General features: G+C 74.8%; 26 protein-coding genes. 21 read left to right on the forward strand and 5 right to left on the reverse strand.

Annotated elements, in window-relative coordinates; translation table 11 throughout:
• The first annotated feature begins 34 nt into the window (after positions 1–34).
• From ACS04_RS11360 to ACS04_RS11440, 17 genes are all read left to right on the forward strand, one after another.
• Positions 35–907 (forward strand): AfsA-related hotdog domain-containing protein, encoded by an 873-nt coding sequence (locus ACS04_RS11360; RefSeq protein WP_078864645.1) that lies wholly within the window; start codon positions 35–37, stop codon positions 905–907.
• Positions 904–1,656, forward strand: a complete 753-nt coding sequence (locus ACS04_RS11365) for an HAD family hydrolase (protein ID WP_209441677.1) — start codon at positions 904–906, stop codon at positions 1,654–1,656. The genes ACS04_RS11360 and ACS04_RS11365 overlap by 4 nt, the downstream gene beginning before the upstream one ends.
• A complete protein-coding gene (locus tag ACS04_RS11370; RefSeq protein WP_048476433.1) occupies positions 1,653–2,282 on the forward strand; it encodes a hypothetical protein in 630 nt (209 codons plus the stop codon). Before ACS04_RS11365 ends, ACS04_RS11370 begins: the two co-directional genes overlap by 4 nt.
• Entirely contained in the window at positions 2,279–3,973 is a 1,695-nt protein-coding gene (locus ACS04_RS11375; protein ID WP_048476434.1) for a GH3 family acyl-acid amido synthetase, read from the forward strand. Before ACS04_RS11370 ends, ACS04_RS11375 begins: the two co-directional genes overlap by 4 nt.
• Positions 3,974–4,049: 76 nt before the next feature.
• Positions 4,050–4,904 (forward strand): class I SAM-dependent methyltransferase, encoded by an 855-nt coding sequence (locus ACS04_RS11380; protein WP_048476435.1) that lies wholly within the window; start codon positions 4,050–4,052, stop codon positions 4,902–4,904.
• A gap of 2 nt (positions 4,905–4,906) precedes the next feature.
• Positions 4,907–6,415 (forward strand): NAD(P)/FAD-dependent oxidoreductase, encoded by a 1,509-nt coding sequence (locus tag ACS04_RS38870; protein WP_048476436.1) that lies wholly within the window; start codon positions 4,907–4,909, stop codon positions 6,413–6,415.
• Complete coding sequence (locus ACS04_RS11390) at positions 6,412–7,554, forward strand: hypothetical protein (RefSeq protein ID WP_048476437.1); 1,143 nt, start codon at positions 6,412–6,414, stop codon at positions 7,552–7,554. The genes ACS04_RS38870 and ACS04_RS11390 overlap by 4 nt, the downstream gene beginning before the upstream one ends.
• Positions 7,551–8,294 (forward strand): DUF6182 family protein, encoded by a 744-nt coding sequence (locus tag ACS04_RS11395; protein WP_048476438.1) that lies wholly within the window; start codon positions 7,551–7,553, stop codon positions 8,292–8,294. The genes ACS04_RS11390 and ACS04_RS11395 overlap by 4 nt, the downstream gene beginning before the upstream one ends.
• A 1-nt stretch (position 8,295) precedes the next feature.
• Complete coding sequence (locus ACS04_RS11400; RefSeq protein WP_048476439.1) at positions 8,296–8,955, forward strand: LysR family transcriptional regulator substrate-binding protein; 660 nt, start codon at positions 8,296–8,298, stop codon at positions 8,953–8,955.
• Entirely contained in the window at positions 8,952–9,752 is an 801-nt protein-coding gene (locus tag ACS04_RS11405) for an alpha/beta fold hydrolase (RefSeq protein ID WP_048476440.1), read from the forward strand. Before ACS04_RS11400 ends, ACS04_RS11405 begins: the two co-directional genes overlap by 4 nt.
• Positions 9,746–10,618 (forward strand): methyltransferase domain-containing protein, encoded by an 873-nt coding sequence (locus tag ACS04_RS11410; RefSeq protein WP_048476441.1) that lies wholly within the window; start codon positions 9,746–9,748, stop codon positions 10,616–10,618. The genes ACS04_RS11405 and ACS04_RS11410 overlap by 7 nt, the downstream gene beginning before the upstream one ends.
• Entirely contained in the window at positions 10,615–11,526 is a 912-nt protein-coding gene (locus ACS04_RS11415) for a carboxymuconolactone decarboxylase family protein (RefSeq protein ID WP_245236361.1), read from the forward strand. The genes ACS04_RS11410 and ACS04_RS11415 overlap by 4 nt, the downstream gene beginning before the upstream one ends.
• A 75-nt stretch (positions 11,527–11,601) precedes the next feature.
• Positions 11,602–12,804, forward strand: a complete 1,203-nt coding sequence (locus ACS04_RS11420) for a cytochrome P450 family protein (RefSeq protein WP_048476442.1) — start codon at positions 11,602–11,604, stop codon at positions 12,802–12,804.
• Between the two features lie 151 nt (positions 12,805–12,955).
• The gene (locus tag ACS04_RS11425) at positions 12,956–13,153 is read left to right on the forward strand and encodes a hypothetical protein (protein ID WP_048476443.1); all 198 of its coding nucleotides are present in this window, start codon (positions 12,956–12,958) and stop codon (positions 13,151–13,153) included.
• Positions 13,150–15,474 (forward strand): TOMM precursor leader peptide-binding protein, encoded by a 2,325-nt coding sequence (locus ACS04_RS11430; RefSeq protein WP_078864647.1) that lies wholly within the window; start codon positions 13,150–13,152, stop codon positions 15,472–15,474. The genes ACS04_RS11425 and ACS04_RS11430 overlap by 4 nt, the downstream gene beginning before the upstream one ends.
• Positions 15,475–15,651: 177 nt before the next feature.
• The gene (locus ACS04_RS11435; RefSeq protein ID WP_063839255.1) at positions 15,652–16,803 is read left to right on the forward strand and encodes a sensor histidine kinase; all 1,152 of its coding nucleotides are present in this window, start codon (positions 15,652–15,654) and stop codon (positions 16,801–16,803) included.
• A gap of 99 nt (positions 16,804–16,902) precedes the next feature.
• Complete coding sequence (locus ACS04_RS11440; RefSeq protein ID WP_078864650.1) at positions 16,903–17,511, forward strand: response regulator transcription factor; 609 nt, start codon at positions 16,903–16,905, stop codon at positions 17,509–17,511.
• A gap of 9 nt (positions 17,512–17,520) precedes the next feature.
• Here ACS04_RS11440 and ACS04_RS11445 read toward each other — a convergent pair whose 3' ends face one another.
• On the reverse strand, positions 17,521–18,819 hold the full coding sequence (locus ACS04_RS11445) for a phosphoribosyltransferase family protein (RefSeq protein WP_048476444.1): 1,299 nt from the start codon (positions 18,817–18,819) through the stop codon (positions 17,521–17,523).
• Between the two features lie 249 nt (positions 18,820–19,068).
• Between ACS04_RS11445 and ACS04_RS11450 the strand changes: the two genes are divergently transcribed.
• A complete protein-coding gene (locus ACS04_RS11450; protein WP_048476445.1) occupies positions 19,069–20,049 on the forward strand; it encodes an XdhC family protein in 981 nt (326 codons plus the stop codon).
• Between the two features lie 33 nt (positions 20,050–20,082).
• Here ACS04_RS11450 and ACS04_RS11455 read toward each other — a convergent pair whose 3' ends face one another.
• Entirely contained in the window at positions 20,083–20,409 is a 327-nt protein-coding gene (locus ACS04_RS11455; RefSeq protein WP_048476446.1) for a hypothetical protein, read from the reverse strand.
• Between the two features lie 131 nt (positions 20,410–20,540).
• Here ACS04_RS11455 and ACS04_RS11460 point away from each other — a divergent pair, with 131 nt between their 5' ends.
• On the forward strand, positions 20,541–20,942 hold the full coding sequence (locus ACS04_RS11460) for a DUF6479 family protein (protein ID WP_048476447.1): 402 nt from the start codon (positions 20,541–20,543) through the stop codon (positions 20,940–20,942).
• Positions 20,943–21,027: 85 nt separating this feature from the next.
• Here the strand turns inward: ACS04_RS11460 and ACS04_RS11465 are convergent, their stop codons facing one another.
• On the reverse strand, positions 21,028–21,924 hold the full coding sequence (locus ACS04_RS11465) for an ATP-dependent DNA ligase (RefSeq protein ID WP_048476471.1): 897 nt from the start codon (positions 21,922–21,924) through the stop codon (positions 21,028–21,030).
• Positions 21,924–22,829, reverse strand: a complete 906-nt coding sequence (gene ligD, locus ACS04_RS11470) for a non-homologous end-joining DNA ligase (RefSeq protein WP_048476448.1) — start codon at positions 22,827–22,829, stop codon at positions 21,924–21,926. The genes ACS04_RS11465 and ligD overlap by 1 nt, the downstream gene beginning before the upstream one ends.
• Before the next feature lie 31 nt (positions 22,830–22,860).
• Here ligD and ku point away from each other — a divergent pair, with 31 nt between their 5' ends.
• Positions 22,861–23,949: a non-homologous end joining protein Ku gene (gene ku, locus ACS04_RS11475; protein ID WP_048476449.1), complete on the forward strand. Its 1,089-nt coding sequence runs from the start codon at positions 22,861–22,863 to the stop codon at positions 23,947–23,949.
• A 23-nt stretch (positions 23,950–23,972) separates the two neighbouring features.
• Here ku and ACS04_RS11480 read toward each other — a convergent pair whose 3' ends face one another.
• On the reverse strand, positions 23,973–24,548 hold the full coding sequence (locus tag ACS04_RS11480) for a PaaI family thioesterase (protein ID WP_078864652.1): 576 nt from the start codon (positions 24,546–24,548) through the stop codon (positions 23,973–23,975).
• A gap of 107 nt (positions 24,549–24,655) precedes the next feature.
• Between ACS04_RS11480 and ACS04_RS11485 the strand changes: the two genes are divergently transcribed.
• Positions 24,656–25,615 (forward strand): GlxA family transcriptional regulator, encoded by a 960-nt coding sequence (locus ACS04_RS11485; protein WP_048476450.1) that lies wholly within the window; start codon positions 24,656–24,658, stop codon positions 25,613–25,615.
• The last annotated feature ends 83 nt before the right edge of the window (positions 25,616–25,698 follow it).

The following is a 25,698-nucleotide window of genomic DNA, read 5'->3' on the forward strand; positions in this document are numbered from 1 at the left end:
CCCACCACCACCCGAACAGGAAAGGTCGAAAGCCATGTCCGTGCCCATGCCCCACGAGTCGTCCCAGGCCACCGATGCCAAGCCCGGCACGCTGTTCCTCGTGGGCGACGTGTTCGCCGAGTTCGCCCACCACGAGGGCGTGTTCACCGTCTCGCAGCTGGCCCGCCTGATCCGGAACGGGACGTTCCCCGAGAGCGCGGCCGACGGGGCCCGCGTGAGCGTGGGGCAGGGCGTCTCCCTGTTCGACGTGCAGTACGTACGCGACACCCTGGCCCGGCGCGGGCTGACGGACCTGGTCGTCATCGACGACCAGGCGCTGCACACCCGCGCCGGCCGGGAGATCGCCCACAAGCACCGCCCCGAGAACGTGCTGATATCCGAGCCGCGTCCGGTCGGCGACGACTGGTACGAGGCGGACCTGCTGGTGGACGGCGACAACGAGGTGATGTCCGACCACCTCACCGGACAGCACATGCAGGGGATGCTGGCCACCGAGGCGGGCCGGCAGATGTTCATAGCGGTCGCCGAGCAGTTCTACCTCCCGCCCGAGGCGGTCGGCAGCAGCTACTTCGTCATCGACTCCTTCGCGACCCGGTACCGCAACTTCCTCTTCCCGCTCCCCGCGGTGGTGCGCTGCCGCGTCCTGGCCCACCGCACCCCGCACCGCACCCGGATGACCTTCCACTGCGAACTGTCCGTGAGCCAGGGCGGGTCGGAGACCGCGGGCATGGAGGTCCGCTTCACCGCATTCGACACCCAGGTCTCCCACGCCAAGGAGACGCGGGCGGCCCAGCGTTCCCTCCAGGACGGGGTGGCGCTGGCCGCGGCGGCCGCCGCCGCCGAGGCGGCGGCTCCGGCCCGCGCGGAGGTCCGTACCGAGGTCCGCACGGAGGTCCGTGCGTCATGACCGACCACCTGCCCGGCTACCTGGCCGACTACGTCCGCGCGTCCCTGTCCGGGACGGACCCGTCCCCGTCCGGGACGGACCGGCCCTACATCGTCTTCAGCGACGTCGACGAGACGCTGATCACCGTCAAGAGCATGTTCGACTTCCTCCACTACCAGCTGGTGCGCCGGCACGGCGCGGCCGGCGAGGAGGAGTACGAGCGGATCACGGCGGTGATCGGCCGCCGGGCGGCCGACGGCGCCCCCCGCTCCGACATCAACCGCTTCTACTACGGCCAGTACGCGGGCGAGTCCGTGGAGACGATCACCCGGCTGGCGGACGACTGGTTCACCGAACGCACCACCTCCACCCGGGGCTTCTACATCGACTCCACGCGCCGGGCGCTGCGCGAACACCGGGCGGCCGGGGCGGCCCTGGTCCTGGTCTCCGGCTCCTTCCCGCCGCTCCTGGAACCGCTGGCGCGCGAGATCGGCGCGGAGACGGTGCTGTGCACCCGTCCGCTGACCGAGGACGGCCGCTACACCGGCGAGGTCGCCACCCCCGTCATCGGCGAGGGCAAGCGCGCCGCGGTCCTCGCCCACCTGGCGGCGCGGCCCGCCGTCGACCCGCGCGACTGCTTCGCGTACGGGGACCACCTCTCCGACGTGCCGATGCTCGAACTCGTGGGGCATCCGGTGGCCGTGGGCGAGGACCCCGAGCTGCGGGCGCACCTGGCGGCCCGCCGCCCCGAGACCACCGCCACGCGATGACCGGGCCCCGGTTCCACGTGCTGCTCGGCCCCGACGGGGCCGGCAAGTCCTCGGTCATGGCGCGCCTGGTGTCGAAGCTGCCCGAGTGGCGGATGGTCTCGACGGACAGCGCCTTCGTCGCCCCCGAGCACGCCCTGATCCCCCGGCTGCGCCGGGACGTCCACGAGCACCTGCTGCCCGGGCTCGGCGCCGCCTACTCCGCGGACTTCCTGGCCAGCGTGTTGCAGACCGCCGTGGTCCACCTCAGGGACCAGGTGCGGGAGGCGGATCCGCGCGTGCCGGTGCTGGTGGACTCGTACTACTACAAGATCCTGGCGAAGTGCCGGATGGCCGGGGTCCGGGACCGCGCGATGTACTCCTGGTGGCGGTCCTTCCCGCAGCCGAGCGGGGTGGTCTTCCTCGACGTCTCGCCCGGGTCCGCGTGGCGCCGCAGGGCGGACGGCGCGCGGCTCAACCCCCTGGAGTACGACGGGGAGGACGGCAGCTGGGCGGAGTTCGAGCGCTACCAGCGGAACCTGCGCAAGCTGATGCTGGAGGAGGTGCGGGAGGTTCCGGTCACGGTGCTGGCGGAGCAGCCCGACGCCGGCCGGGCGGCCGAGGCCGTACGGGAGGTGCTGACCTCGTGAACACCCGATCCGTCTGGCACACCCCCGGCCACACCGGCCGCTACCGCGAGCGGGTGTTCGCGGCGCGCGAGCGGCTCGCCGCCGAACACGCCGATCTGCGCGGAGCGCAGCAGCGCGTCCTCACCGACCTGGTGGGCTTCAACGCCTCCACCCGGTTCGGCAGGCGCCACGGCCTCGGCCGCGTGCTGACCGTGGACGACTTCCGCGAGGCCGTCCCCGTACGCGACTACGCCGACCACGCCGACCTCATCGAGCGGACGGCCGCCGGGGAGCGGAACCTGCTGTCGGCCGACGCCCCGGCCGTCTACTTCACCAGCAGCGGCAGCACCGGGGCGCACAAGAAGGTGCCGGTCACCCCGCGCTTCATGCGGACCACCTTCATGCCGTTCTACCTCGCGGCCTGGGCCCCGCTGATCGAGCACTTCCCCGACGTGCTGGAGCGGCCCGACGCCGTCCTCAACCTCAAGCACGACCCGCTGAGCGCCCCGCCCACCACGGGCGACGGCCGCCCCCACGTGGGCGCCAGCCAGGTGGACTTCGGCGCCCGCTTCGGCGAACCCCTCGCGGCCGAACCCGGTACCGGGGCGCCGTGGGCGGCGCTGCCGGTGGCGACCGAGCCCGGCGACCACCTGGAGCGGGCGTACCTGCGGCTGCGGCTGGCGGTGCAGAGCGATCTGCGGGCGCTGATCGGCATCAACCCGGCGATGGTCGCCGCCGTCCCGTACCAGCTCAACCTGTGGTGGCCGCGGATCGTGAAGGAGGTCCGGGACGGCACCCTCGGCGGTCTGCCGCACCGGGCGCCCGATCCCGGGCGGGCCGCCGAGCTCGAACACCTCGCGGAGTACTTCGGCACCGTGCGGCCCGCACAGGTGTGGCCCCGGCTGCGCGCGATCTTCTGCTGGACGACCGGGGTGGCCTCGCTGTACCTGCCCGCGCTGCGCGAGGAGTTCGGCCCCGGCGTCACCGTGCTCCCGGCGCCGGTCGCGGCCTCGGAGGGGCCGGTCGGCGTGGCCCTGGACCGGCACGCCTCGGCCGGCAGCCTCGTCGCCTCGGCGTCGGTGTACGAGTTCGTACCGGCCGATCAGGACCTGTCCCCGGACGCCGCCACGCTGCTGCCGCACGAGCTCGAAGCCGGCCGGGACTACCACGTCGTCTTCAGCCACGTGGGCGGCTTGTACCGGTACGCGGTCGGCGACGTGGTCCGCGTCGTGGACACCTCCGGCGGAGTCCCGCGGCTGGAGTACGCGGGCCGCGGCGGGCGCTCGGACGCGGCCGGCGAGCGGCTGCGGGACGCGGAGGTGGTCCGGGCCCTGCACTCGGCGCTGGCCCGCGGCGGACTGGCCCTGCGCAACGTGGCCTGCCGGGTCGAACCGGCGGCCGCCGCGGCGGAGACCGGCCCCGCGCACTACGTCTTCGCGATCGCCCCGCGCACCCCCTGGCACCAGGCCGAGACCGTGCGGTTCGCCGCCGCCCTGGACAGCGGCCTCGCGGAGCAGTCCGCCGGGTACGCGGGGGCCCGCGCGGCCGGCCGGCTGGCGGCGCCCTCCGTACGCCTGCTGGACGCGGAGGCGTTCGACCGCGACTGGCACGAGGCGGTCGGCGCCGGCGTCCGCCCCACGCAGGTCAAGGACCGTCTCTTCCGGCAGGACGACGCCCTCTGGGAGCGCCTGACCCGGGTTCCGCTCGCCTGACCCTGCCCCCCCCAAGTCCGTCACCCGCCACCCGAGTCGGCCGTCCGGCACCCGCACCCCCGTCCAAGGAGCCACCATGCCCGTGCTCAATCCCGTCGAACGGACCGCCCTGCTCACCGCCGCCCTGCGGGCGGCCGAGACCCGCCGCGCGGACCGGCTGTACGAGGACCCGTACGCCGCCGCGCTCGTCGGCGAGGCCGGCCCGGAGCTGCTCGCCGAGATCCGGGCGGCGACGTTCCCTCCCGACCGGCCGCGGACCCTGCCCAGCACCCCCGACTACAACGCCATCCGCACCCGCTTCTTCGACGACCTGCTCCAGGAGGCGGCCCAGGACCCGGCCACGACCCAGCTCGTGCTGGCCCCGGCCGGCATGGACTCGCGCGCCTACCGGCTCCCGTGGCCCGGCCACATCCGGTACTTCGAGGTCGACCGCCCGGCGGTGCTCGACTTCAAGGCCGGGCGGCTGGGGGAGGTGGAGCCCCGGGTCGACCACCGTACGGTCGCCGTTGACCTCACCGCCGACGACTGGGAGGAACGCCTCCTCGCGTCCGGCTACGACCCCGCCCTCCCCTCGGCGTGGCTGCTGGAGGGGCTGCTCTACTACATCCCCGAGGCCGACGCGCACCGGATGCTGGAGCGGGTCGCCGCCCTCTGCGCGCCCGGCAGCCGGATCGCCGCCGACATCGTCAACGGCGCCGCCCTGACCCTGCCCCACATGCGCGGCCTGCTGGACGTGTTCGCGGGCTGGGGGTGCCCGTGGGTGTTCGGCACCGACGAGCCGGAAGCCCTGTTCGAGCGGTACGGGTTCGACGTGCGGGCCGTCCAGCCGGGCGAGCCCGGGGCCGACTTCGGGCGGTGGCCGGACCCGGTGCCGCCGCGCGCCGTGAAAGACGTGCGACGGGTGTTCTTCGTGCACGGCCGGCGTCGCTGACCATGGCGAGCACCGTGATCGCCGGGGGCGGCACCGCCGGCCTCGCCCTGGCCCTGGCGCTCGGCGCGCGCGGCCACCGGGTGCGGGTCCTGGAGCGGGGCGGACCGCCGCCGCAGGGGCCCCTCGTCAAGAGCGCCGGGCTGTGGGAGCGGCCCGGCGTGCCCCAGGCGGGCCACGACCACATCCTGAACGCGCTCGGCGTCCGCACGCTGCGCACCCACGCACCGGCCGTGCTCGACGCCGCGCTCGCGGAGGGGGCCCGGCTCGCCGACCTCACCGCCGCGGCGCCCCCTGGCCCCGCGGAGCCGGGGGACGAGGACCTCGTCACGCTGCTCGTCCGCCGGTCCGTCCTGGACCTCGTACTGCACCGGGCCGCCTCGGCCCTGCCCCGCGTGACCATCAGCCACCGCACCACGGTCGCGGGCGTGCTGAGCGCGCCGGGCCCGCGCGTGACGGGCGTCGTCACGGACGGGGGCGAGCGGATCCCCGCCGGCCTCGTGGTGGACGCCTGCGGCCGCAGGGCGGCGTCCCGGTCCTGGCTGGCCTCGGCGGGCCTGCCGGTGGCGGCCGACCTGACCGGCCCCAGCCGGCTGCACGCCTTCGGCCGCTTCTACCGGCTGCTCGACCCCTACGGACCGCCTCCGGGCCCGCTCAACCGCGCCAACGCGGCCGGCGGCGTCTGGGACCACTACTCCGCCGTCCTGCACCCGGCGGACAACGAGGTCTTCGCCATCACCTTCGGCGCCCTGCCCGGCGACCGCGCCATGGCCGCCCTGCGCACGCCCGCCGCCTTCACCGCCGCCTGCCGCCTCTCCCCGTACCTGGCCCCCTGGGTCGACGAGGGCGCGGCGCGGCCGCTCGGCCCGGTCCGGGCCATCGCCATGCCGCCGAACGTCCTGCGCGGCGCCGGTCCGGGCCAGCGGCGTCCGGTGGCCGGGCTGCTGCGGGCCGGGGACGCGGCCTGCGTCACCGATCCGATGTTCGGCCGCGGTCTGTCCCTCGCCCTCGCGCACGCCTTCGGGCTGGCGGACCTGATCGGGGAACACCCCGTGGCGGACGAGCGGTTGGGCCTGGCGGCCGCGGACCTCGCCGACCGCCTGCTGCGCCCCTGGTACGAGCAGGGCGTCCACGACTCCCGGTCACGGACGCAGCGGTGGCGGGCGGCTGCCGGAACGCCGCCGCTCGCCGAACCCGCACCGCCCGGCGGGCCCGCGCCCGTACCCGTGCCTCATGGCGGGCCCGTGCCCGCACCGCCCGAACCGCCCGTGCCCGAGCCGGTCGGGACCGCCGCGCTCGCCGCGGCGGCCACCGACCGCGCCGTGTGGCGGGGGATCACCCGGATCGGGGCGAGCCTCGCCACCCCCCGGGAGGTCTTCGCCGACCCCGGGTTCCTGGCCCGCGTACGGGCGGCCGCGCCGGACGCCCCGGCTCCCGCCGGCCCCCGCCCGCCCTCGTACACCGCACTGCGCCGGGCGATCGCCGCCCACGCCCCGGACCGGAAGGAAGGATGAACGTGCCCACCCGCAAGAACGTCCTGCTGGCACCGGTCACGGTCACCCCCACCAAACCGCTGACCCCCAGCCACCTCAAGGGCCTGCTGTGGACGGACGTGATGTTCCGGGCCACCGCCCCGCTCGCCGCGGTGGACTACCGCTACAGCCACACCACCTACCACGTCACCGAACAGACCGTGGGCTTCTGGGAGTACCTCGACCGCACCCAGGGCGAGACGGACTACGCGCAGCTCTCCGAGGAGGAGATCGGGGAACTGTACGTCCGCCACCGCTGCGAGGGGCCGCGCCAGGGCGCCGGCGTCCTGCGGCCCTACCGGGACGCCGTCGAGCACGACGGCTGGGTGCATCCGGCGAGCGAGCGGATGCTGGGGCTGTGGGCCGGGCACTACGAACGGCTCGGCATGCACGACCCCGGCCTGCGGGAGCACCAGCCGCCCGGGCTCGCCCTGGAGGAGATGGTCGAACGGCTCGCCGTCGCGGGCCTGGCCCTGGACCAGCGGCACTGCGGGGGCCCCGTCTACCTGGACCTGACCCGCCACGGAATGCCGCTGCGCCGCATCGTCACGGCCGACGGCCGCCCCAACTACCTGGCCTGCGCCCTGCGCGAGCTGCTGCCGCTGGTGCCCTGGTACGACGAGGTGGTCCTGCTGTACGACCGCGAACTCGACGCGGACTACCGGCTGCTGCACCGGGTGCTGACCAGCCTCGGGCCGCCGGTGAGCCGGGTGCCCATCGGCCGGGTGCCCATCGAGGGCAAGATCGCCCCGGCCCGGCTCGGCGGCTGGCGCGGCCACACGGCCGGCGCGCTGCTGCGGGCCTCGGCCGAGGTCTGCGAGAGCGCGGACGGCCACGGCGACGACGCGCTGCGCCTCGGCATGCGGCTGTACTTCATCGCGACCCTCGGCCCGGGCCAGCAGCAGTCCTTCCGCCACGACCTCCTGCGCCACTGCCTGACCGTGGCCGCCCGGCTGCTGAGGCGCTCCGGGTCAGCGACCGCCGCGGGCGACCTGCCCGAGGTGCTGGAGCGCCACCGGCGCGGCCACGCGTACGTCGACCCCTACCGGCTGGCCTGCTCCCTCCTCGGCAAGGGCCGTCCCGCTCCCGATCCCGAACTCCTGTCGGCGGTGTTCCTGTGAGTCCCTTCCCCCTGTCCTCCGCGGCCCTGCTCAAGTCGGCCGCGGACCGCGTCCGCTCGGCCCGGCCCGAGCTGGCGGACGGGCTCGACCTGTCCAGCGCGCAGGCGCTGCGCGCCGTGCGGGCCGGGCTCAACGGCGCCCGGACCGCCCCGGACGAGGAGGTGCTGGCCGTGGTCGTCATCGGCCGGCTCGACCTGCCCGGGTGGGTGCGCGAGACCTGCGCCTTCGCCCTCGGGCTGGCTCCGACCCAACGGGAGGCGTGGCGGCGCTCGTTCACCCGTACCGTCTACCTGGCCGGCAGCCCGGCCAACCTGCGCGAGCGGTTCGCCTTCGACCACGTCGCGGGCGACGGCTCCGCGGCCTGGGCGGGGCCGGCGCCCGGCGCGCGGACGGCCACGCTGCGCCGGCTGCTCAAGTCCTTCGAGGCCGCGCACGAACTGACCGCGCAGCGGCCGGCCACCGTGACCGTGCCCGGCCGGCCGGGCACCCGCGGGCCGGTGCGCCGCGAGCTGTATCTCGCCACCGCCAGGGTGTCGGTCACCGGGGCGCTCGTCCACCTCAACCACCTGCTCGCCGAGGCCGTCCTGGACGGGCTGATCGGTCCGGGGGACCGCTTGACGCTGCGGTTCGTACCGCGTCTGAGCGGCCTGGGCGCCCGCCTCGCCATGCTGCGCGTCGACACCGATGTCCACCGCCCGGACGAACTCCAGGCCTGTGCCGGACTGACCACGGAGGTCTGAAATGCCCGCCCCCACCGCACCCACCGCCCCTGCCGATGCCACCCGCACCCGTACCCGCACCGTGCGCCTGGGCGTCCACGGCTCCACGCACCTGGCCTCCCGCCTCGTCGCGGCCGCCGGCCACGCCCCGGAGTCCGTGGAGTACGTCCCCTACGAGGTCACCGCGCCCTTCGCCCCGCTGCGGGCCGGGGAGGCGGACATCATGATCGTCAAGTACGACCCGCTGGAACCGGACCTCGCCCTGAGCCGCCCGGTCGGCTTCGACGGGCGGGCCGTCCTCGTCGGGGCCCACCACCCGCTGGCCGGACGCGCCTCGGTGTCGGTCGAGGAGGTCGCGGAGTACGGGGGCTTCCGCTGCCCCGGGGCCTTCCCGGCGCACGTCTGGAACCTGGTGGTACCGCCCCGGACCCCCCTGGGCCGGCCGATCCGCCGCGTCCACGCCATGACCACGCTGACCGCGATGGCGGAGCTGCTGCGCAGCACGTACGCGATCCACCTCTCGTTCCGGTCCCTGGAGGCGGTGGTCCCGCCGGACATCAAGGTCGTCCCGGTGCACGACCTGCCGCCTTCGCCAGTCGCGTTCGCCTGGCTGCGGGGGGCCGAACCACCGGAGCACGTACGGCGGTTCGTCGCGGACGCGCAGCGGGCGGCGCTGCGATGAGCCTCCCCCTCGTGCTGCTGCACGCCCTGCCCCTCGACTCGTCCATGTGGGACGGGACGGCCCGGGCCCTGCGCGCCCGCGGCCATCAGGTCCTCGCCCCCGACCTGTGCGGTTTCGGCTGCGCGCCGCTCCCCGGCGGCTCGCCCTCGCTCGACCTCGTGGCCGACGCCCTGGCCCGCGAGCTCGACCGGCAGGGCGCCGGCGAAATCGCCCTCGCGGGCTGCTCCATGGGCGGCTACGTGGCGATGGCCTTCCTGCGCCGCCACCCGGACCGCGTCCGCGCGCTGGCCCTGCTGGCGGCCCGGAGCACGGCCGACAGCCAGGAGGCGGCCGCGGGGCGCCTGCGCTTCGCCGCGGCGGTCCTCGACGAGGCGGCGCGCCCCGGGCTCATCGCCGCGACCACCCCCGCCCTGCTGGGCGCCACCACGAGGGCCCGGCGGCCGCACCTGCCAGCGCGGGTCACCGAAGAGGCGCTGGCGGCCCGGCCGCGCTCGGTCGCCTGGGCGCAGCGGGCCATCGCCGCCCGCATGGACTCCACGGCCGCCCTGCGGGCGGCGGAGGTCCCCGCGGTGGTGGTCACCGGCGCCGAGGACGGGCTCGTCTCCCTCGACGAGGCGTGCGCGACGACCGGGGCCCTGAAGCACGGCCGGCTCGTCGTCCTTCCCGGAGTCGGCCACCTCGCTCCCCTGGAGGCCCCGGAGGCGACGGCGCAGATCCTCTCGGAGCTGCTCGCGCAGGCGCCGAACACGGCCGCGGGGGCGGCCGTACGGGCAGGGGCGGAGGCGGTGACGTGCTGACGGCCGGCCACGCGGGGTGGGGGTACACGACCTCCACCGGACTGCCGTTCACCCACGAGGAGATCGTCGACCCGCACTTCGAGGCCTGCTCGGCCGACTATCTGGACGCGCTGGACGGGGTCGGCATCCGGCCCGGCTGGCACGTACTGGACGCGGGCTGCGGCAGCGGCGCGTTCCTGCCCCGGATCGCCGAACTCGTCGGCCCCTCGGGCCGGATCTCGGCCGTCGACCTGGCCCCGGAGAACGTGGAGCGCGCCGCCGGGCGGCTGCGGGGGCGGCCGGACGCACCGCCGCTGGTGGTGCGGCGGGCCGGCCTCCTCGACCTGCCGTACGCGGACGGCATGTTCGACGCCGTGTGGTGTGCGAACACGACGCAGTACCTGGACGACGCGGAGCTGGCGGGGGCGCTGGCGGAGCTGCGCCGGGTGACGCGGCCCGGGGGGCTCGTCGCGGTCAAGGACGTGGACGGTTCGCTGAGCACGGTCCGCCCGGCGGACCCGTTCCTCATCACCGACTTCCTGCGGGCGTCCGCCGCCTCCCCCGGTTACGCCCGCCAACTGCTGCGCGGCCGCGACCTGTACCGATGGCTGCGGGCGGCCGGTCTGACCGCCGTACGGCAGCGCACGATCCTCATGGAGCACCACGCTCCGCTCACCCCCGCCGCCCTCCGGTTCTACGCCAACGCGTGCGCGCGCTTCGCCCGGCAGGCGAGGGACGAGGGCATCGCGGGGAACTGGGCCCCCTTCCTCGACCCCGACGATCCGGCCGGCCCGCTGCGCGATCCGGACGGCTACGTCAGCGAGGGCAACGTCATCGCGATCGGCACGGTGCCGTTCGCACCGATGGATGGAGACGAGACACCATGAACGACGCACGGACCACCGCCGCGATGACCCGCCGCGCCACCCTCACCGGGGGCGCCCTCGTCGGCATCGGCCTGGCCGAGGGCCTGCTGGGCCCCGCGCCGGTGGCGGCCGCGGCCACCTCCGGCGCCGGTTCCCGCTACGAGCGCGGGCTGGCCGTCCTGCACGAGACCTCGGGCCGGCGCGGGGCGGCCGTGGTCGAGTCGCTGCGGGACATCGCCCCGGACCTCGGCCGCTTCGTCGTCGAGTTCGCGTACGGGGACGTCTACTCCCGCGCGGGGCTCGATCTGCGCGAGCGGGAGCTGTCCACGGTCGCCGCGCTCGCCGCCCAGGGGGACGCCGCCCCGCAGCTGGACTTCCACATCGACGCGGCGCTGCACGTCGGCGTGCGGCCGCAGGAGGTCGTCGAGGCCCTGATCCACATCGTGCCGTTCATGGGGTTCCCGCGGGCGCTGAACGCGGTGGGCGTCGCCCGGAAGGTCTTCGAGGACCGGGGCGTGACCTTCGAACCACCGGTCATGAAGGATCCGCGCGACCGCTACCTGCGCGGGACGCAGAAGCTGGTGGAGATCGACGGGCAGCACGGCCTGGAGGTGATCGAGTCGCTCAAGGACATCGCCCCGGACCTCGGCCGGTTCGTCGTCGAGTTCACCTTCGGCGACGTCTACCACCGGCCGTGGCTGTCGCCGCGGCGCCGCCAGCTCGTCACCGTCGCGGCCCTGACGGCCTTCGGCGACGTCGCTCCCCAGCTGCGCGTGCACATCGGGGCCGCCCTGAACGTCGGCCTGAGCCCGGCGCAGGTGGTGGAGACGCTGATCCACGTGGTTCCGTACGCCGGGTTCCCGCGGGTGCTGAACGCGATCGGCGTGGCCAGGGAGGTGTTCGAGCAGCGCGGCGTCCACGCGCACTGAGGCGGTCCGGCGGCACAGGACACGACGGCGCGACGGCGCGACGGCGCGACGGCACGACGGCAGGAGGGCAGATCCGTGGGAACGGACATCGCCGCGGACTTCGGGGCGCTCGGCGAGGAATTCACCAGGAACCCGTACCCGGTGTACGCGGCGCTGCGCGCCCGCGGGCCGGTGCACCGCGTCCGCGTGCCGGAGGGCGCGCGGGCCTGGCTCGTGGTCGGCCACGAGGCCTGCCGCGCCGCGCTCACCGAGCCCTCCCTCTCCAAGTCGTGGCGGGACGCCTCGCCCTCGCTCCCGCTCGCGCGCCTCTCCGCCGGCGAGAACCTGCTGAGCTCGAATCCGCCCGACCACACGCGGCTGCGCAAGCTGGTGGCCGGGGAGTTCACCCCGCGCCGCGTCGAGGCGCTGGCCCCGAGGGTGCGGGCCCTCACCGGCGAGCTCCTCGACGCCATGCTCGCCCGGCCGGACGGGACGGCGGACCTCGTCGAGGCCTTCGCGTTCCCGCTGGCCATGGGCGTCATCTGCGAACTGCTCGGCGTGCCCTCCCTGGACCGGGCCGCCTTCCGCGAGTGGGCCGAACAGGCCCTGAGCAGCCCGGACCAGGCCACCAGGACGGCGGCCACGGCGGCCATGACGCGCTACCTCGCCGGCATGGTGGACGAGATGCGCGAGCGGCCCGGGGCCGATCTGATGAGCGCCCTCATCCGCGCCACCGACGAGGACGGCGGCCGGCTCTCCCCCGACGAACTCATCGGCATGGCCTGGCTCCTGCTCGTCACCGGCTTCGAGACCACCGTCCAGCTGATCGCCACGGGCGTCCTCGCGCTGCTGCGCCACCCGGGCCAGCTCGCCGCGCTGCGCGCCGACCCCTCGCTCGTCGACAACGCCGTGGAGGAGATGCTGCGGTACGAGGGGCCGGTCGAGACCACCACGTACCGGTTCACCACCGGGCCCGTGGAGATCGCGGGCACCACGATCCCCGGCGGCGGCGAACTGGTGCTGGTCGCGCTCGCCGACGCCGACCGGGACCCCGCCCGGTTCCCCGACCCCGACCGCTTCGACATCCGCCGCCCCGCGGGCGGGCACATCGCCTTCGGCCACGGCATCCACTACTGTCTGGGCGCACCGCTGGCCCGCCTCCAGGCCCGTACGGCCGTCACCGCGCTCCTCGCCCGCTGCCCGGCCCTCTTCCTGGACGCCGACCCCTCGGACCTCGTGTGGCGCACGGGTCTGCTGATCCGCGGCCCGCGGAAGCTGCCCGTCCGCTGGCGGGCGTGAACGTCCGGGCCCGGCGGGCGCCGGCGCACCATGTGAAAACTTCACCTCTCGCTGGTTATTGGGGCACTGTCCCGCGATCACCGGATCCTCGCAGAATCGTCAGTGAACGGACCGACCCGCGCCACGACGACGCAGAGGGAACTCCACCGCCATGACCAGCCTTTCGGCCAACGCCCGTATCAGCCCCAGCACCGGATCCGCACCGGTACCCGTCCGCTCCACGCATCCGGGCCTGGTGATCGAGAACCTCGACGCCGCGCCGGACACCGCGTACGCCCTGTTCACCGTCTGCAGCCTGACGCAGGTCACGGGCCCGGCGGCGCCGAGCGCCGGACGGCTGGGAGCATGAGCGCTGCCGAGCGCGGCGAGCCGGCCGGGCCGCTTCCGGCCGCCGAGGACGCCGCCGAGGCGCTGGTGGGTTTCAAGTCCCATCTGCGGCCCACCGTCGTCCCCGGCGACGCCGCCTACCTGGTGTCCCGGCGCGGGGTGACCGCCCTGGGCGGGAGCGGGGCGGAGGTCCTCGTCCCGCTGCTCGACGGGACCCGGACCGCGGGGGCGGTCCGGCAGGAGGCCGCGCGGGTCCTGGGGGCCGAGGAGGCCGACGCCGCCCTCCGCTCCCTGGCGGACGCCGGGTTGATCCGCTCCACCACCCCGGCGGCGGAGGGCGAGGCCGAGGCCTACTGGGACCTGGCCGGCCTCGACGGGGGTGTGGCCGCCGCCGGGCTGGCCCGGGCCACCGTGGCCGTCGAGGCACTGCCCGGGCTGGATCCGGGGCCGGTGGCCGAGGCCTGCCGGGAGTCGGGGATCGCGGTCGTCGCGGACCCCGCCGCGGCCGACCTGGTCCTCGTCCTGTGCGAGGACTACCTCTCCCCGGGGCTGGCCGCCGTGGACGCCCGCCAGCGCGGCAGCGGCCGGCCCTGGGTCCCGGTCAAGCTGTGCGGGACGGACCCCTGGGTGGGCCCGTTCTTCCGGCCCGGCTCCGACGGCCCCTGCTGGCACTGCCTGGCCGTGCGGCTGCGCGGCCACCGCCACTCCGAGGTCCCCGTACGGCGCGCCCTCGGCCTGGCCGGCCCCGTGCCGCGGCCGGCCGCCGGGCTGGCGGCCGGGACGGCGCTCGCCGTGAACCTCGCCGCCCTGGAGGCCGCCAAGTGGCTGGCCGGGCTGCGCCACCCCGAACAGGCCCACATCCGCACCTTCGACACGCTGCGCCTGCGCACCGCCGGCCACCCGGTGGACCGGCTCCCGCAGTGCGCGTCCTGCGGGGACCCCGGCCTGGTGGCCCGCCGGGCCGGCGCCCCCTTCGTCCCCGTGTCGCGGCCCAAGGCCGCCGCGACCGGGGGCGGGGACCGCGCCCTGACCCCGGCGCAGATGCTGCGCACGTACGGACACCTGGTGGACCCGGTGACCGGGGTGGTCAAGGAGATCCGGGAGGCCCCCGGCGCCCCGGACTTCGTCCACGCGTACACCTCCGGGCACAACCTGGCGATGGGGTCGGCGTCCTTCGCCGGCCTCAGCTCGGGGCTGCGCGCGCTCAGCGGCGGCAAGGGCCGTACCGCCGAGGAAGCCCGTACGAGCGCGCTGTGCGAGGCGGTCGAGCGCTACAGCGGCACGCGGCACGGCGACGAGCCGGTGGTCCGCGACTCGCTGCGCGCACTGGGCGGTGCGGCCGTGCACCCCAACGACTGCCAGCTGTACAGCGCCCGCCAGTTCGCGGAGCGGGAGGTGTGGAACGCGCGGCACTCCCGCTTCCACCACGTACCGGCGCCATTCGACGAGACCCGGCCGACCGACTGGACCCCGGTGTGGTCGCTGACTGGCGGCGTGCAGCGGCTGCTCCCCACGTCGATGCTGTACTTCGGGCGGGGGACGGACGGCTCCGGGGACCCGGCGGTCGGCGAGCCGTGGGCCGACTCCAACGGCAACGCGGCGGGCAGCAGCCCCGAGGACGCGCTGGTCCAGGGCTTCCTGGAGCTGGTGGAGCGGGACGCGGTCGCCCTGTGGTGGTACAACCGCACCCGTCAGCCCGGGATGGACCTGGGCTCCTTCGAGGACGAGTGGATCGAGCGGACGCGCCACGGGCTGCACCGCGTCAGCCGGGAGGTGTGGGCGCTCGACCTCACCTCCGACCTGGGGATCCCGGTGATCGCGGCGCTGTCGCGGCGTACCGACAAGCCCGCCGAGGACGTGCTCTTCGGCTTCGGCGCGCACTTCGACCCCAGGGTGGCGCTGTGCCGGGCCCTGTCGGAGCTGGGCCAGCTGCTGCCCGCCGTCGGCGGAGCGCGCGGCGACGGCGGCGGATACCGGATCACCGACCCGGAGCCGCTGTCGTGGTGGCACGGGGCCACCATCGCCAACCAGCCATATCTGGCGGCCGATCCGATGGCGCAGACCCGTACGCCGGACCACTGGCCTGTGACCGCGGGCACGGATCTGCTCGACGACGTACACATGATCACCGAGCTGGTCCGGAGCAAAGGACTGGACCTTCTCGTACTCGACCAGAGCCGACCTGACCTCGGACTTCCCGTGACGAAAGTGGTCGTACCGGGACTGCGCCATTTCTGGGCGAGGTACGGCCCGGGCCGCCTCTTCGACGTCCCCGTGCGCCTCGGCCGGCTGGCCGAACCCACACCGTACGACCAGCTCAACCCGGTCCCGCTGTTCGTATGAGCGATCGATTCCCGCCCCCGGTCCACGGCCCTCCCCTATGCTCACACCTGGCGTGTAACAGAGGAACGCTTAAGGGGGATTGACATGCCTGGCCGCCTCAAGTCCTCGGATGGACCGTCGGAGGCGGTCCTGGTCGAGGGCATTCTGCGACGGAGCCGGGACTTACCCGCACCCCGGATGGCCCAGGTCATCCTCATCGCCGCACTCCTCTGCTACGTGGGCATCACCGCCCTGAACATCGTCAGCGCCGGAGTCCGGGGGCTCGCCCTGGCCGCCGCCTTCGGCTGCCTGGGCGCGGTATTCGCCCTCCAGCTCCTGCACTCCCGGACGAGCACGCAGCGCGTGCCGACCGGCCACCGGGCGCTGACCCTCGGCGCGCAGGCCGCCTTCACCTACCTGCCGCTCATCGCCCTGAAATCGCAGTGGGGCGCCATGGCCGGCTTCCTCGCCGGCTCCCTCCTGCTGCTCCTGCCCCCGCGCCCGGGCTGGATCCTGTACGGGTTCGTGGGCATCAGCATGCTGGTGCCGCCGCTGCTGGAAGGGCGGCCCGCCGTCGACAGCGTCTACCTGGCGCAGACCACCCTGCTGACCGGGCTGGTCACCTTCGGCCTGACCCGGCTGTCGGAGCTGGTCCGCGTCCTGCACGAGAGCCGCGGCGAACTCACCCGCGCCGCGGTCACCCGCGAACGGCTGCGCTTCGCGCGGGACTTGCACGACCTGCTCGGCTACAGCCTCTCCGCGATCCAGCTCAAGGGCGAGCTGATCCACCGGCTGATCCCGGCGCATCCTGCCCGGGCCATGGACGAGATCGAGGACGTGCTGGCCATCTCCCGCCAGTCGCTGGCCGACGTACGGCGGGTGGCGAGCGGGTACCGGGACATGTCGCTGGAGGAGGAGATCGCCTCGGCCAAGTCGGTGCTGGGCGCCGCCGAGGTCGACGCGGTGACCGACATCCGCATGGGAGAGGTCAGTTCGCCCGTGGACACGGTGCTCGCGACCGTCCTGCGGGAGGCCGTCACCAACGTGCTGCGCCACAGCAGGGCCGTGCACTGCGAGATCACCGCCATCGAGGAGGACGGCCTCATGACGCTGTCGGTCACCAACGACGGCGTCACCGAGGGCTACCGCGACACCTCGCCGCACAGCGGCAGCGGCCTGGGGAACCTGGGGCTGCGGCTGCGCGCGGTGGGCGGGGAACTGACGGTCGACCGGGGTCCGGGAAGCCTGTTCCGTCTGGTGGCGCGGGTTCCGGCGCACGGGGACGTCGACCCCGATCTCGAGGATCCCGACGAGGCGGCGGAGGGCGAGCGCTCGTGGCTCGTCGCCTGAGGCGGCCCGTCCGCGACCGCCGTGAACCGGCCGCCGGAACAAACTGGTTGCTATGATCACAAGTACACGATCGGCCGCGCGGACGGGGGGCTCGTCACGGTGATCAGAATCCTGCTGGCCGAGGACATGCACATGGTGCGCGGCGCGCTCGTCGCCCTGCTCGACCTGGAGGACGACCTGGAGGTCGTCAGCGAGTTGTCGCGCGGGGACGAGATCCTGGCCGCCGCCCTCGCCGTCCGGCCGGACATCGCGATCATCGACATCGACCTCCCCGGACTCGACGGGCTGAGCGCGGCGATGCAGATCCACGAGCAGCTCCCGGAGTGCCGGACCCTGATGCTCACGAGCCTCGGCCGCCCCGGCACGCTGCGCCGGGCCCTGGCGGCCCAGGTCTCCGGCTACCTCCTCAAGGACGACTCCCCGAAGGAACTGGCCAGCGCCATCCGGCGGGTGGTCGCCGGGCACCGCGTCATCGACTCCAAGCTGGCCGTCGCCGCGTGGAACGGACTGGAGAGCCCGCTGACCGACCGCGAGACCGAGGTGCTGCGCATGGCGGCTCAGGGCTCGGAGGCCGCCGAGATCGCCGGGGAACTCCACCTGTCCACGGGGACGGTGCGCAACTACCTGACCACCGTCGTGATGAAGCTGAAGGCCCGCAACCGCGTGGACGCGATCCGCATCGCCCGCGACGCGGGCTGGCTGGTCTGAGCCCCGGGTTCAGCCCGCCGCCGCGGGCCCCCCGGGGCTCAGGTGGGTGGTGAACCACTCCTCGGCGAGGGCCGATACCCGGTGGAGGGCCCCGGGCTCCTCGAAGAGGTGGGTGGCGCCCTCCACGACCTCCAGGCGGCTCTCGCAGCGCAGCCGGGCCCGGGCCTCGCGGTTGAGGGCGAGGACCTGGCGGTCCTGCGAGCCGACGATCAGGAGCGTGGGCGCGCGGACCTCGGCCAGGCGGGATCCGGCCAGGTCCGGGCGGCCGCCGCGGGAGACCACCGCGTAGACCGGCGAGTCGGGCTCGGCCGCGGCCGCCAGGGCGGCGGCCGCCCCCGTGGAGGCGCCGAAGTAGGCCGGCGGGAGCGGGGTCCGGGTGCCGAGCCAGGCCGTGGCGGCGGCCAGCCGTGCGGCCAGGGCGTCGACGTCGAAGACGTTCGACCGGTCGGCCTCCTCGGCCGGGGTGAGCAGGTCGAACAGGAGCGTGCCCAGACCGGCACGGTTCAGGTCGGCGGCCACCCGGCGGTTGCGGGGGCTGCGCCGGCTGCTGCCCGAGCCGTGCGCGAACACGACCACCGCGCCCGCACCCGGCGGGAGGGTGAGCTCCCCGGGCAGGCGCAGATCCGGCGCCTCGACCGCCACCTCCACCCCTGCCCGCTCGGCCGGGGGTGGCCGCCGCGGCGACTGGGCGAGCAGGGTAACGACCTCCTCGTCCGGGGTCTGGGAGAAGTCCCGGTACCACTGGCCGACCGAGGAGAACCCCGGCGGCGATCCCAGGCAGACCACCTCGTCGGCCACCGCGCCCACCCGGGCCAGCGCGTCCGGCGGGGCCACCGGGGCCGCCATGACGATCCGGGCCGCGCCCTGCGCCCGTACGACCTGGCAGGCGGCGGCCGCCGTGGCCCCGGTCGCGATGCCGTCGTCCACCACGATCACCGTCCGGCCGCGCAGGTCCTCCTGCGGCCGGCCCGCGCGGTAGCGGGCGGCCCGGCGGGTCAGCTCCGCCTGCTCCGCCTCCTCGACGGCGGCGACGTCCCGCGGGGTGAGCCGCCCGCGCCGCACGATGTCCTCGCTGATCACGCGGACCCCGCCCTCACCGATCGCGCCGAACGCCAGCTCGGGCTGGTACGGGACCCCCAGCTTGCGGACGACGATCACGTCGAGCGGGGCGCCGAGGGCGTGGGCCACGTGGAAGGCCACCGGGACCCCGCCGCGCGGCAGCCCCAGCACCACGGGATGCCCCACCGCGTACCTCGCGAGCTCCGTACCGAGTCTTCGACCTGCGTCGTCGCGGTCCGTGAAGAGCATGGCGGGTCATCCCCAAGGGTCTCCCCCGACGTTGTCTGCCGTACTTCGAAACAACGCCTCCCGCCGCCCGCGTGCAACTCGGGTGCTCCCGCCCCTCCGGTGGTCCGTACGAGGAGGGTGGGTCCGGGTCTGTGGGTTTTGGGGGATGGGTAGGGGTGGGGAGCCTGCGTAAGTTGGCCATGAGGCCTCGCCCGCGCCGCTGACCTGGCGCTTCGGGGCGGGCTCCGACGATGAGGAGGGGGCGGCGCGATGCGTGAGCTGGTGGAGACGGCGCGGCGGTGGACGGCCGAGGGGCGGACCGGGTTCCTGGCCCGGCCGGTGGCCGAGCAGGGGTTCGGGCCGCGTGACCCGGCGGGGGCCCTGCTCGTGGACGCGCGCGGGGAGTGCGTCGGGGCCCTGTACCGGGGGGTCTTCGACGCCGAGCTGGTGGCGGAGGCCGCGGACATGGCCGCCGGGGCCACCGCGCGGGTGTGCGAGGTCTCGGTCGGGGCGGACGAGGCCGCGGAGGCGAAGCTGACCTGCGGCGGGCGGGCCGAAATCCTGCTCCAGCCGCTGTCGGCCGTGCCCGCCGCGTGGTGGGAGCTGCTCGGCGAGGGCGTGGGCGTGGCGCTCGTGACCCGGCTCGACGAGCGGGCCGAGCACGCGGTGAGCGAGGTGGTACGGGCCGTCGACGCGCCGGCCGACGACGCCGAGCGCCGGGCCGGCGAGCTGCTGGCCACGCGTCGGCCCGGCCGGGACGCCCTGTACGGGGAGCGCGGTCTGGTATTCGTCGAGGCGTACCCGTCCGCCCCGTACGTGGTCATCGGCGGAGGCGGCGAGCTCGCCGAGATCATCGAGGCGCAGGCCCTGCTGCTGGGGTGGGGGGCCGGGCTCGTCTGCTCCGTCGCCGAGGCCGAGAAGCTGCTGGAGGCCCGCCGGGACGCCGCCTGCCTGGTCATGCTGAGCCACGACCCGGAGTTCGACGTGCCGACCGTGCGCGCAGCGCTCGCGCTGGGCGTCCCGTACGTCGGCGCCCTCGGCTCCCGCAAGACCACCGCCCGGCGCCGCGAGGGGCTGCTGGCCTCGGGGGTGTCCGAGGCGCAGGCGGCCCGGGTGCACGGGCCGATCGGCCTGGACCTGGGCGCCCGGACGCCTGCGGAGACGGCGCTGGCGATCTGCGCGGAGATCCTGGCCGTGCTCGGGGGGTACGAGGTCCGGGCGCTGCGGGATTCGGACGGGCCGCTGCGCTAGGCAGAGCGGGCGCGGGGCCGCCTCGGGGCCGCCTCAGCTCTCGCCGAGGGCACGCTTGAGCTGCGTCTTGTTCATGTCGGAGCGGCCGTGGATGTTGCGGCGCCTGGCCTCCGCGTAGAGCTGTTCGTACGTCGGCCCCTGCGCGCCCGAATGGGAGTGCAGGCCGCCGCGCCGTCCCGAGGACATGTCCTCCAGGGACAGCTTGCTCGCGGTCTCGGACTCGCCGGCCCGGGCCCGTTCCTTGTTGACGGTCCGGGCGGCGATCTCCTTGGCCCGCTCCTCGGGTACGCCGCGCTCTTCGGCGCTTTCCTTGATGTGCTCGTACTGGCGTTCTCGTTTGGGCGAAGATCCGCGCGGCATTTTCGGCTCCTTCCGGGGCGGGTCGCCTGTGCGCCTGCCCTCGATCCGATGCGGTAGTCGTCTGGTCCGCTGATCAGAGGATCTCCCCTCACCCAGGGTGAAACAGGCATCAATGCGGGAAAATGGTTCATATGGACATGACCCTGAGTCTGGACCAGACCCTGAGCGACATCGCCTGGTTCCTGGTCGTCGGCATCGTCGTGGTCGGCTTCCTGCTGGGCGCCTTCAGGCTCGGCCAGCGGGTCCGGGCCAAGGAGCCGCCGCCGCCGACCGCCGAGAGCCAGCCCCACCTGCCGGCCGGCGGCGCGGTCCACGAGCTCCGCGAGGAACGAGAGAGCGTGGAGATCCCCGAGAGCGGCCTGCGCCCGCACGAGATGCAGGGCTACGGGAACTTCGGATCCACGACGAGCAGCCATCAGGAGGAGGTCCGGGCCGAGCGGGAGGCCGGGTACCGCAACCCGCCGCAGTACCCGGGGCCGCAGCAGCCGCCGCACGGGGAGCCGCCGGCCTCCAAGCCGAGCGGGAACGCCTGACGCACCCCGCCCGACCGGCACCCCTTGGACCGGCACCCCTCGACCGGCACCCCGCGACCCGCGCCACGGCGCGGGTCGCGGGACGTCAGGGTTCCGTCCGCAGCCTGAGCACCTCCGGTGGCGGGTGACGGGCCGTCGAGGGGTGGCGGACCTCGGCCGTGAGCGGCGGATCGAGCGGGCGGTACGGCACCTCGCCGAGCCCGATCGCCGTGACCGTGGCCCCCTCCGCCGCACGGGAGGGCCCGGCGCGCTCCGCCACGGCCGCCGCCACCTCCGCCCGCAGCGCCGCCGTCAACGGGCTCGACACCAGCGGGGTCTCGTCCCCGACGGGCAGGACGAGGACCAGCGCGAGCGGGCGGCGGGCGGTGCCCGTGTACCCGACCACCGCCGCGTCCCGGACCTCGGTGTGCCGCAGCTTCTGCCAGCCGCGCCGGCCCGCCGGGTACGTCTGGTCCAGCCGCTTGACCACCAGCCCCTCGATACCGCTGGCGGGCAGGGTCTCGTACCAGGTGGCGGCCAGCTCCGGATCGGTCGTCATCGGGACCGGCTGCAGCGGCGGGCCCAGCGGGAGCAGCAGGTCCACGAGGAGCGCCCGGCGCCGCTCGTACGTGCGCCCGCGCACGTCCAGCCCGGCCAGTTCGAGCACGTCGAAGGCCGCGTACGAGGCGGGCAGGCTCTGGGCGAGCACAGCGGCCCGCGCGGCCGAGGCGGCCGCCGCCCGGCGCTGGACGAGCGCGAAGTCCGTACGGCCGGCGTGCCAGATGACCACCTCGCCGTCGAGGACGGTCTCGGCGGGCAACCTCCGGGCCGCGGCCGCCAGATCGGGAAAGGCCGCGGTCACGATGCGCCCGGACCGGGCCTGGAGCACCACGTCCTCGGCGGTGCGCACGATGACGAGGCGGTGGCCGTCGAACTTCGGCTCGTACGCCAGGCCGTCCCCGCGCGGGAGGGTGCGTACGGTGGCGGCGAGCGCGACGCTGATCACGGCAGGCCCCCGGGGGGTGCGGGCAGCCGGTGGGCGCGGGCGGGGTCGGTCAGCGGGGCGAAGAGGTCCCCGTCGCGTTCCAGCCTCGGCGGGATGTCGTCGGCGAGGAAGACCAGGTCGGCGGGGGTGCGGCAGGCCGCGACCTCCTCCCAGGAGACGGGGGCGGAGACCGTGGGCCGGGCCCGCGCGCGCAGGGTGTAGGGGGCGGCGGTGGTCTTGGCGGCGGCGTTCTGGCTGTGGTCGACGAAGACCTTGCCGGGGCGCAGCGCCTTGGCCATGCGGTGCAGGACGAGGTCGGGAAGGGCGCGTTCGGCCTCCTGGGCGAGGCCCTTGGCGTACGCCGACACCAGCTCGGACGGGGTGGGTTCCAGGGCCACGGCCAGGTGCACGCCCTTGGAACCGGAGGTTTTCGCGTACGCCTCCAGGCCGTCGGCGGCCAGGCGCTCGCGCAGCCACAGCGCGACGGCGCAGCACTCGACGGCGGTGGCGGGGGCGCCGGGGTCGAGGTCGATGATCAGCCGGTCGGCGACCGCCGGACTGCCGGCCGGCCACTGGGGGGTGTGGAACTCGACGACGAGGTTGGCGGCCCACATGAGGGAGGGCAGGTCCGCGATGACCACCTGTTCGGCGGAGAGGTCGTCGGAGCGGGGCACGGGGGTGGTTTTCACCCAGGCGGGCGTACCGGGCGGCGGGTTCTTCGTGAAGAAGAGCTGGCCGTCCGGGCCGTCGGGATAGCGCAGGAACGACACCGGCCGGTCGTGGACGTGGGCCAGCAGCGTGGGCGCGACGGTGGCGTAGTAGTGCAGCACCTCGCCCTTGGTGAAACCGGTCTCGGGGTACAGGACCTTGTCGAGGTTGGAGAGCGGGATGCGACGCCCCTCCACCATGGTGATCGGCGTCATACGATGAGATTGCCATGAATCGGGAGGAACCGTGCGATCCATCTGGAACGGGGCGATCTCTTTCGGCTTGGTCAGCATTCCGATCAAGCTGGTGAACGCCACCGAGAGCCACTCGATCTCCTTTCGCCAGATCCACCTGAGCGACGGCGGACGGATCCGCTACCGCAAGGTGTGCGAGCTGGACGGAGAGGAGGTGGCCGCGGCCGAGATCGGCAAGGGGTACGAGGAGGCGGACGGGTCGATCATCCCGATCACGGACGAGGACCTGGCGCAGCTGCCCATCGCCACGGCGAAGACGATCGAGATCGTGTCGTTCGTGCCGGCGGACGAGATCGATCCGCTGCAGATGGACGCCGCGTACTACCTCGCCGCGAACGGCCCGACGGCGGCGAAGCCGTACACGCTGCTGCGGGAGGCGCTGAAGCGGAGCCGGAAGGTCGCCATCGCCAAGTACGCGCTGCGGGGGCGGGAGCGGCTGGGCATGCTGCGGGTGGTCGACGACGTGATCGCGATGCACGGGCTGCTGTGGCCGGACGAGATCCGGGTGCCGGAAGGGGTGGCTCCGGAGGGGAAGGTGTCGGTGCGGGAGGCCGAGCTGGACCTGGCGGACGCGCTGATGGCGACGTTGGGCGAGGTCGAGATGGACTCGCTGACGGACGAGTACCGGGAGGCCGTGGAGGCGATGATCTCGGCGAAGTCGCAGGGCGCCTTCGAGCCTCCTTCGGAGGCCGAGGTGCAACCGGCCGGCGGGAAGGTCATCGACCTGATGGCGGCGCTGGAGAAGAGCGTGAACGCCGCGAAGGCCTCGCGCGGGGAGGCCACGCAGGCGGAGGTCACTCCGATCCGCCGGAAGACGGCGGCGGCGCCGAAGGCGGTGGGCGGGAAGAAGTCCACGTCCACGGCGAAGAAGACGACGGCCGGTACGAGGAAGACCGCGTCGGCCAAGTCCACCGCGACCAAGGCGGCCGCGGCCGGGTCGGCCAAGTCGACGACGGCGAAGTCCACGGCGACGAAGTCCACCGCCAAGCCCACCGCCAAGTCGACGTCGAAGGCGGCCTCGGCCAAGAAGACGGCCGCCGCGGCGAAGAAGGCGGCCCCGCGCAAGCGGGCTTCGGCCTGAGGCCCGCCGGGGAGGGGAGGCGGTCAGGGCCGCAGGACCACGCAGGTGGTCGTGCCGTGCGCGTACAGCTTGCCGTCCTCGGCGCCGACCACCCGCGCCTCGGCCGTCGCCGTGGTCCTCCCCACGTGCAGGGCGGTGCCCTGGCAGCGCAGCGTGGGCGTACCCGCCAGCACCGGGCGGATCATGTGCACGCCGAGCTGCACGGTCGTGTACGCGGTGCCCGCTGGCAGCCGGGTCATCACGGCCGAGCCGAGCGCCGAGTCGAGGAGCGTGGCGAGGAACCCGCCGTGCACCGTCCCCATCGGGTTGAGGAGGTGGTCGCCCGGGTCCCCCTCGAAGACGACGGAGCCCTCTTCGGCCGCCGTCAGCCGGAAGCCGAGCGTGCTCATGATCGAGGCCTCGGGGAGCTCGCCCGCGAGGCAGGCCCGGAGGATCTCCAGGCCGCTCATGCCCAGGATCGCCGGGGTGGGCTCGGGACGCGAGTGCCAGGTGTGGGTACGGGACCGGTCGGCGGGAGCGGCGGTGCCCGCGCCGCCGCCGGCGTACGGGGCGGTGCGGGGCGCGGCGGTCCGGGGTGCGGTGGTGCGGGGCGTGGTCATGACCCGAGCCTAGGCGCGCCCCGCCTCGTCCCGGGAGCGACGGATCCGGCACCTTCCGCACCGATTCCGACATCCCGGTGCCCCGCCCCTCCCGCTAGGGTGGCCCGGTGAAAACCGCAGTGCTGGTCCTCGACGGGGTGTTCGACTCCGGTGTCTCGGCCGTCCTCGACGTCCTGCACACGGCCAACGCCCTGCGGGCCCGGCTGCCGGGTGCCCCGCCGCCCGCCTTCGACGTCCGTACCGTCGGGGTCCGGCGCACGGTCCGCACCGGCCTGGGCCACCGGATCGACACCGAGCCCGCACGCACCGCCGAGAACGCCGACCTCCTCGTCGTACCCGCCCTGATGGAGCGCCACCCCGAGGCGCTGGTGGAGGCGGTGTCCGGCGCCGGGCACCGCACCGCGCGCCGGCTGCTCGCCGAGGCCCGTGAACGCCGCACCCCCCTCGCCACCTCCTGCACCGGAACGTTCCTCCTCGCCGAGTCCGGGGTGCTGGACGGGCGCCGGGCCACCACCAGTTGGTGGCTGGCCCCGGTCTTCCGGGAGCGCTACCGCGAGGTCGTGGTGGACGAGTCGCGGATGGTCACCACTTCGGACGGGATCACCACCGCCGGGGCCGCGTTCGGCCACCTCGACCTCGCGCTGGCGATCGTGGGGACGCGCAGCCCCGCCCTCGCCGACCTCGTGCGGCGTTACCTCGTGGTCGACGACCGGGCCTCGCAGGCCGCGTACGCCATCCCCAGCGCCCTGGCCCGGCACGATCCGCTGGTGGCCGCCTTCGAGGAGTGGGTGCGGGCCCGCATCGCGCAGCCGCTGTCCATCGCGGAGGCGGCCCGCGACCTCGGGGTCAGCGAACGCACCCTCCAGCGCACGGTCGCCCGCACCCTCGGCTGCCCGCCGATCCGGCTGGTGCAGGACCTGCGGGTGGAGCAGGCGGAGCACCTCCTGCGCACCACCGGCCTGCCGCTGGCGACGGTGGCCCGCCGGGTCGGCTACGAGAGTCCGGGCGCCCTGCGGTCCCTGCTGCGCCGCCGCCTCGGCCAGGGGCCCCGCGCGCTGCGGCCCTAGACGAGTAAGTCCGAAGTGCTCGGGTCAGTGGTCGTAGGCGATCAGCGAGCGGGTGGTGGGTGTTCCCGTGTGCCGGTTGTGCC

It is taken from the genome of Streptomyces roseus, from assembly GCF_001044425.1.
GTDB lineage: Bacteria > Actinomycetota > Actinomycetes > Streptomycetales > Streptomycetaceae > Streptomyces > Streptomyces roseus.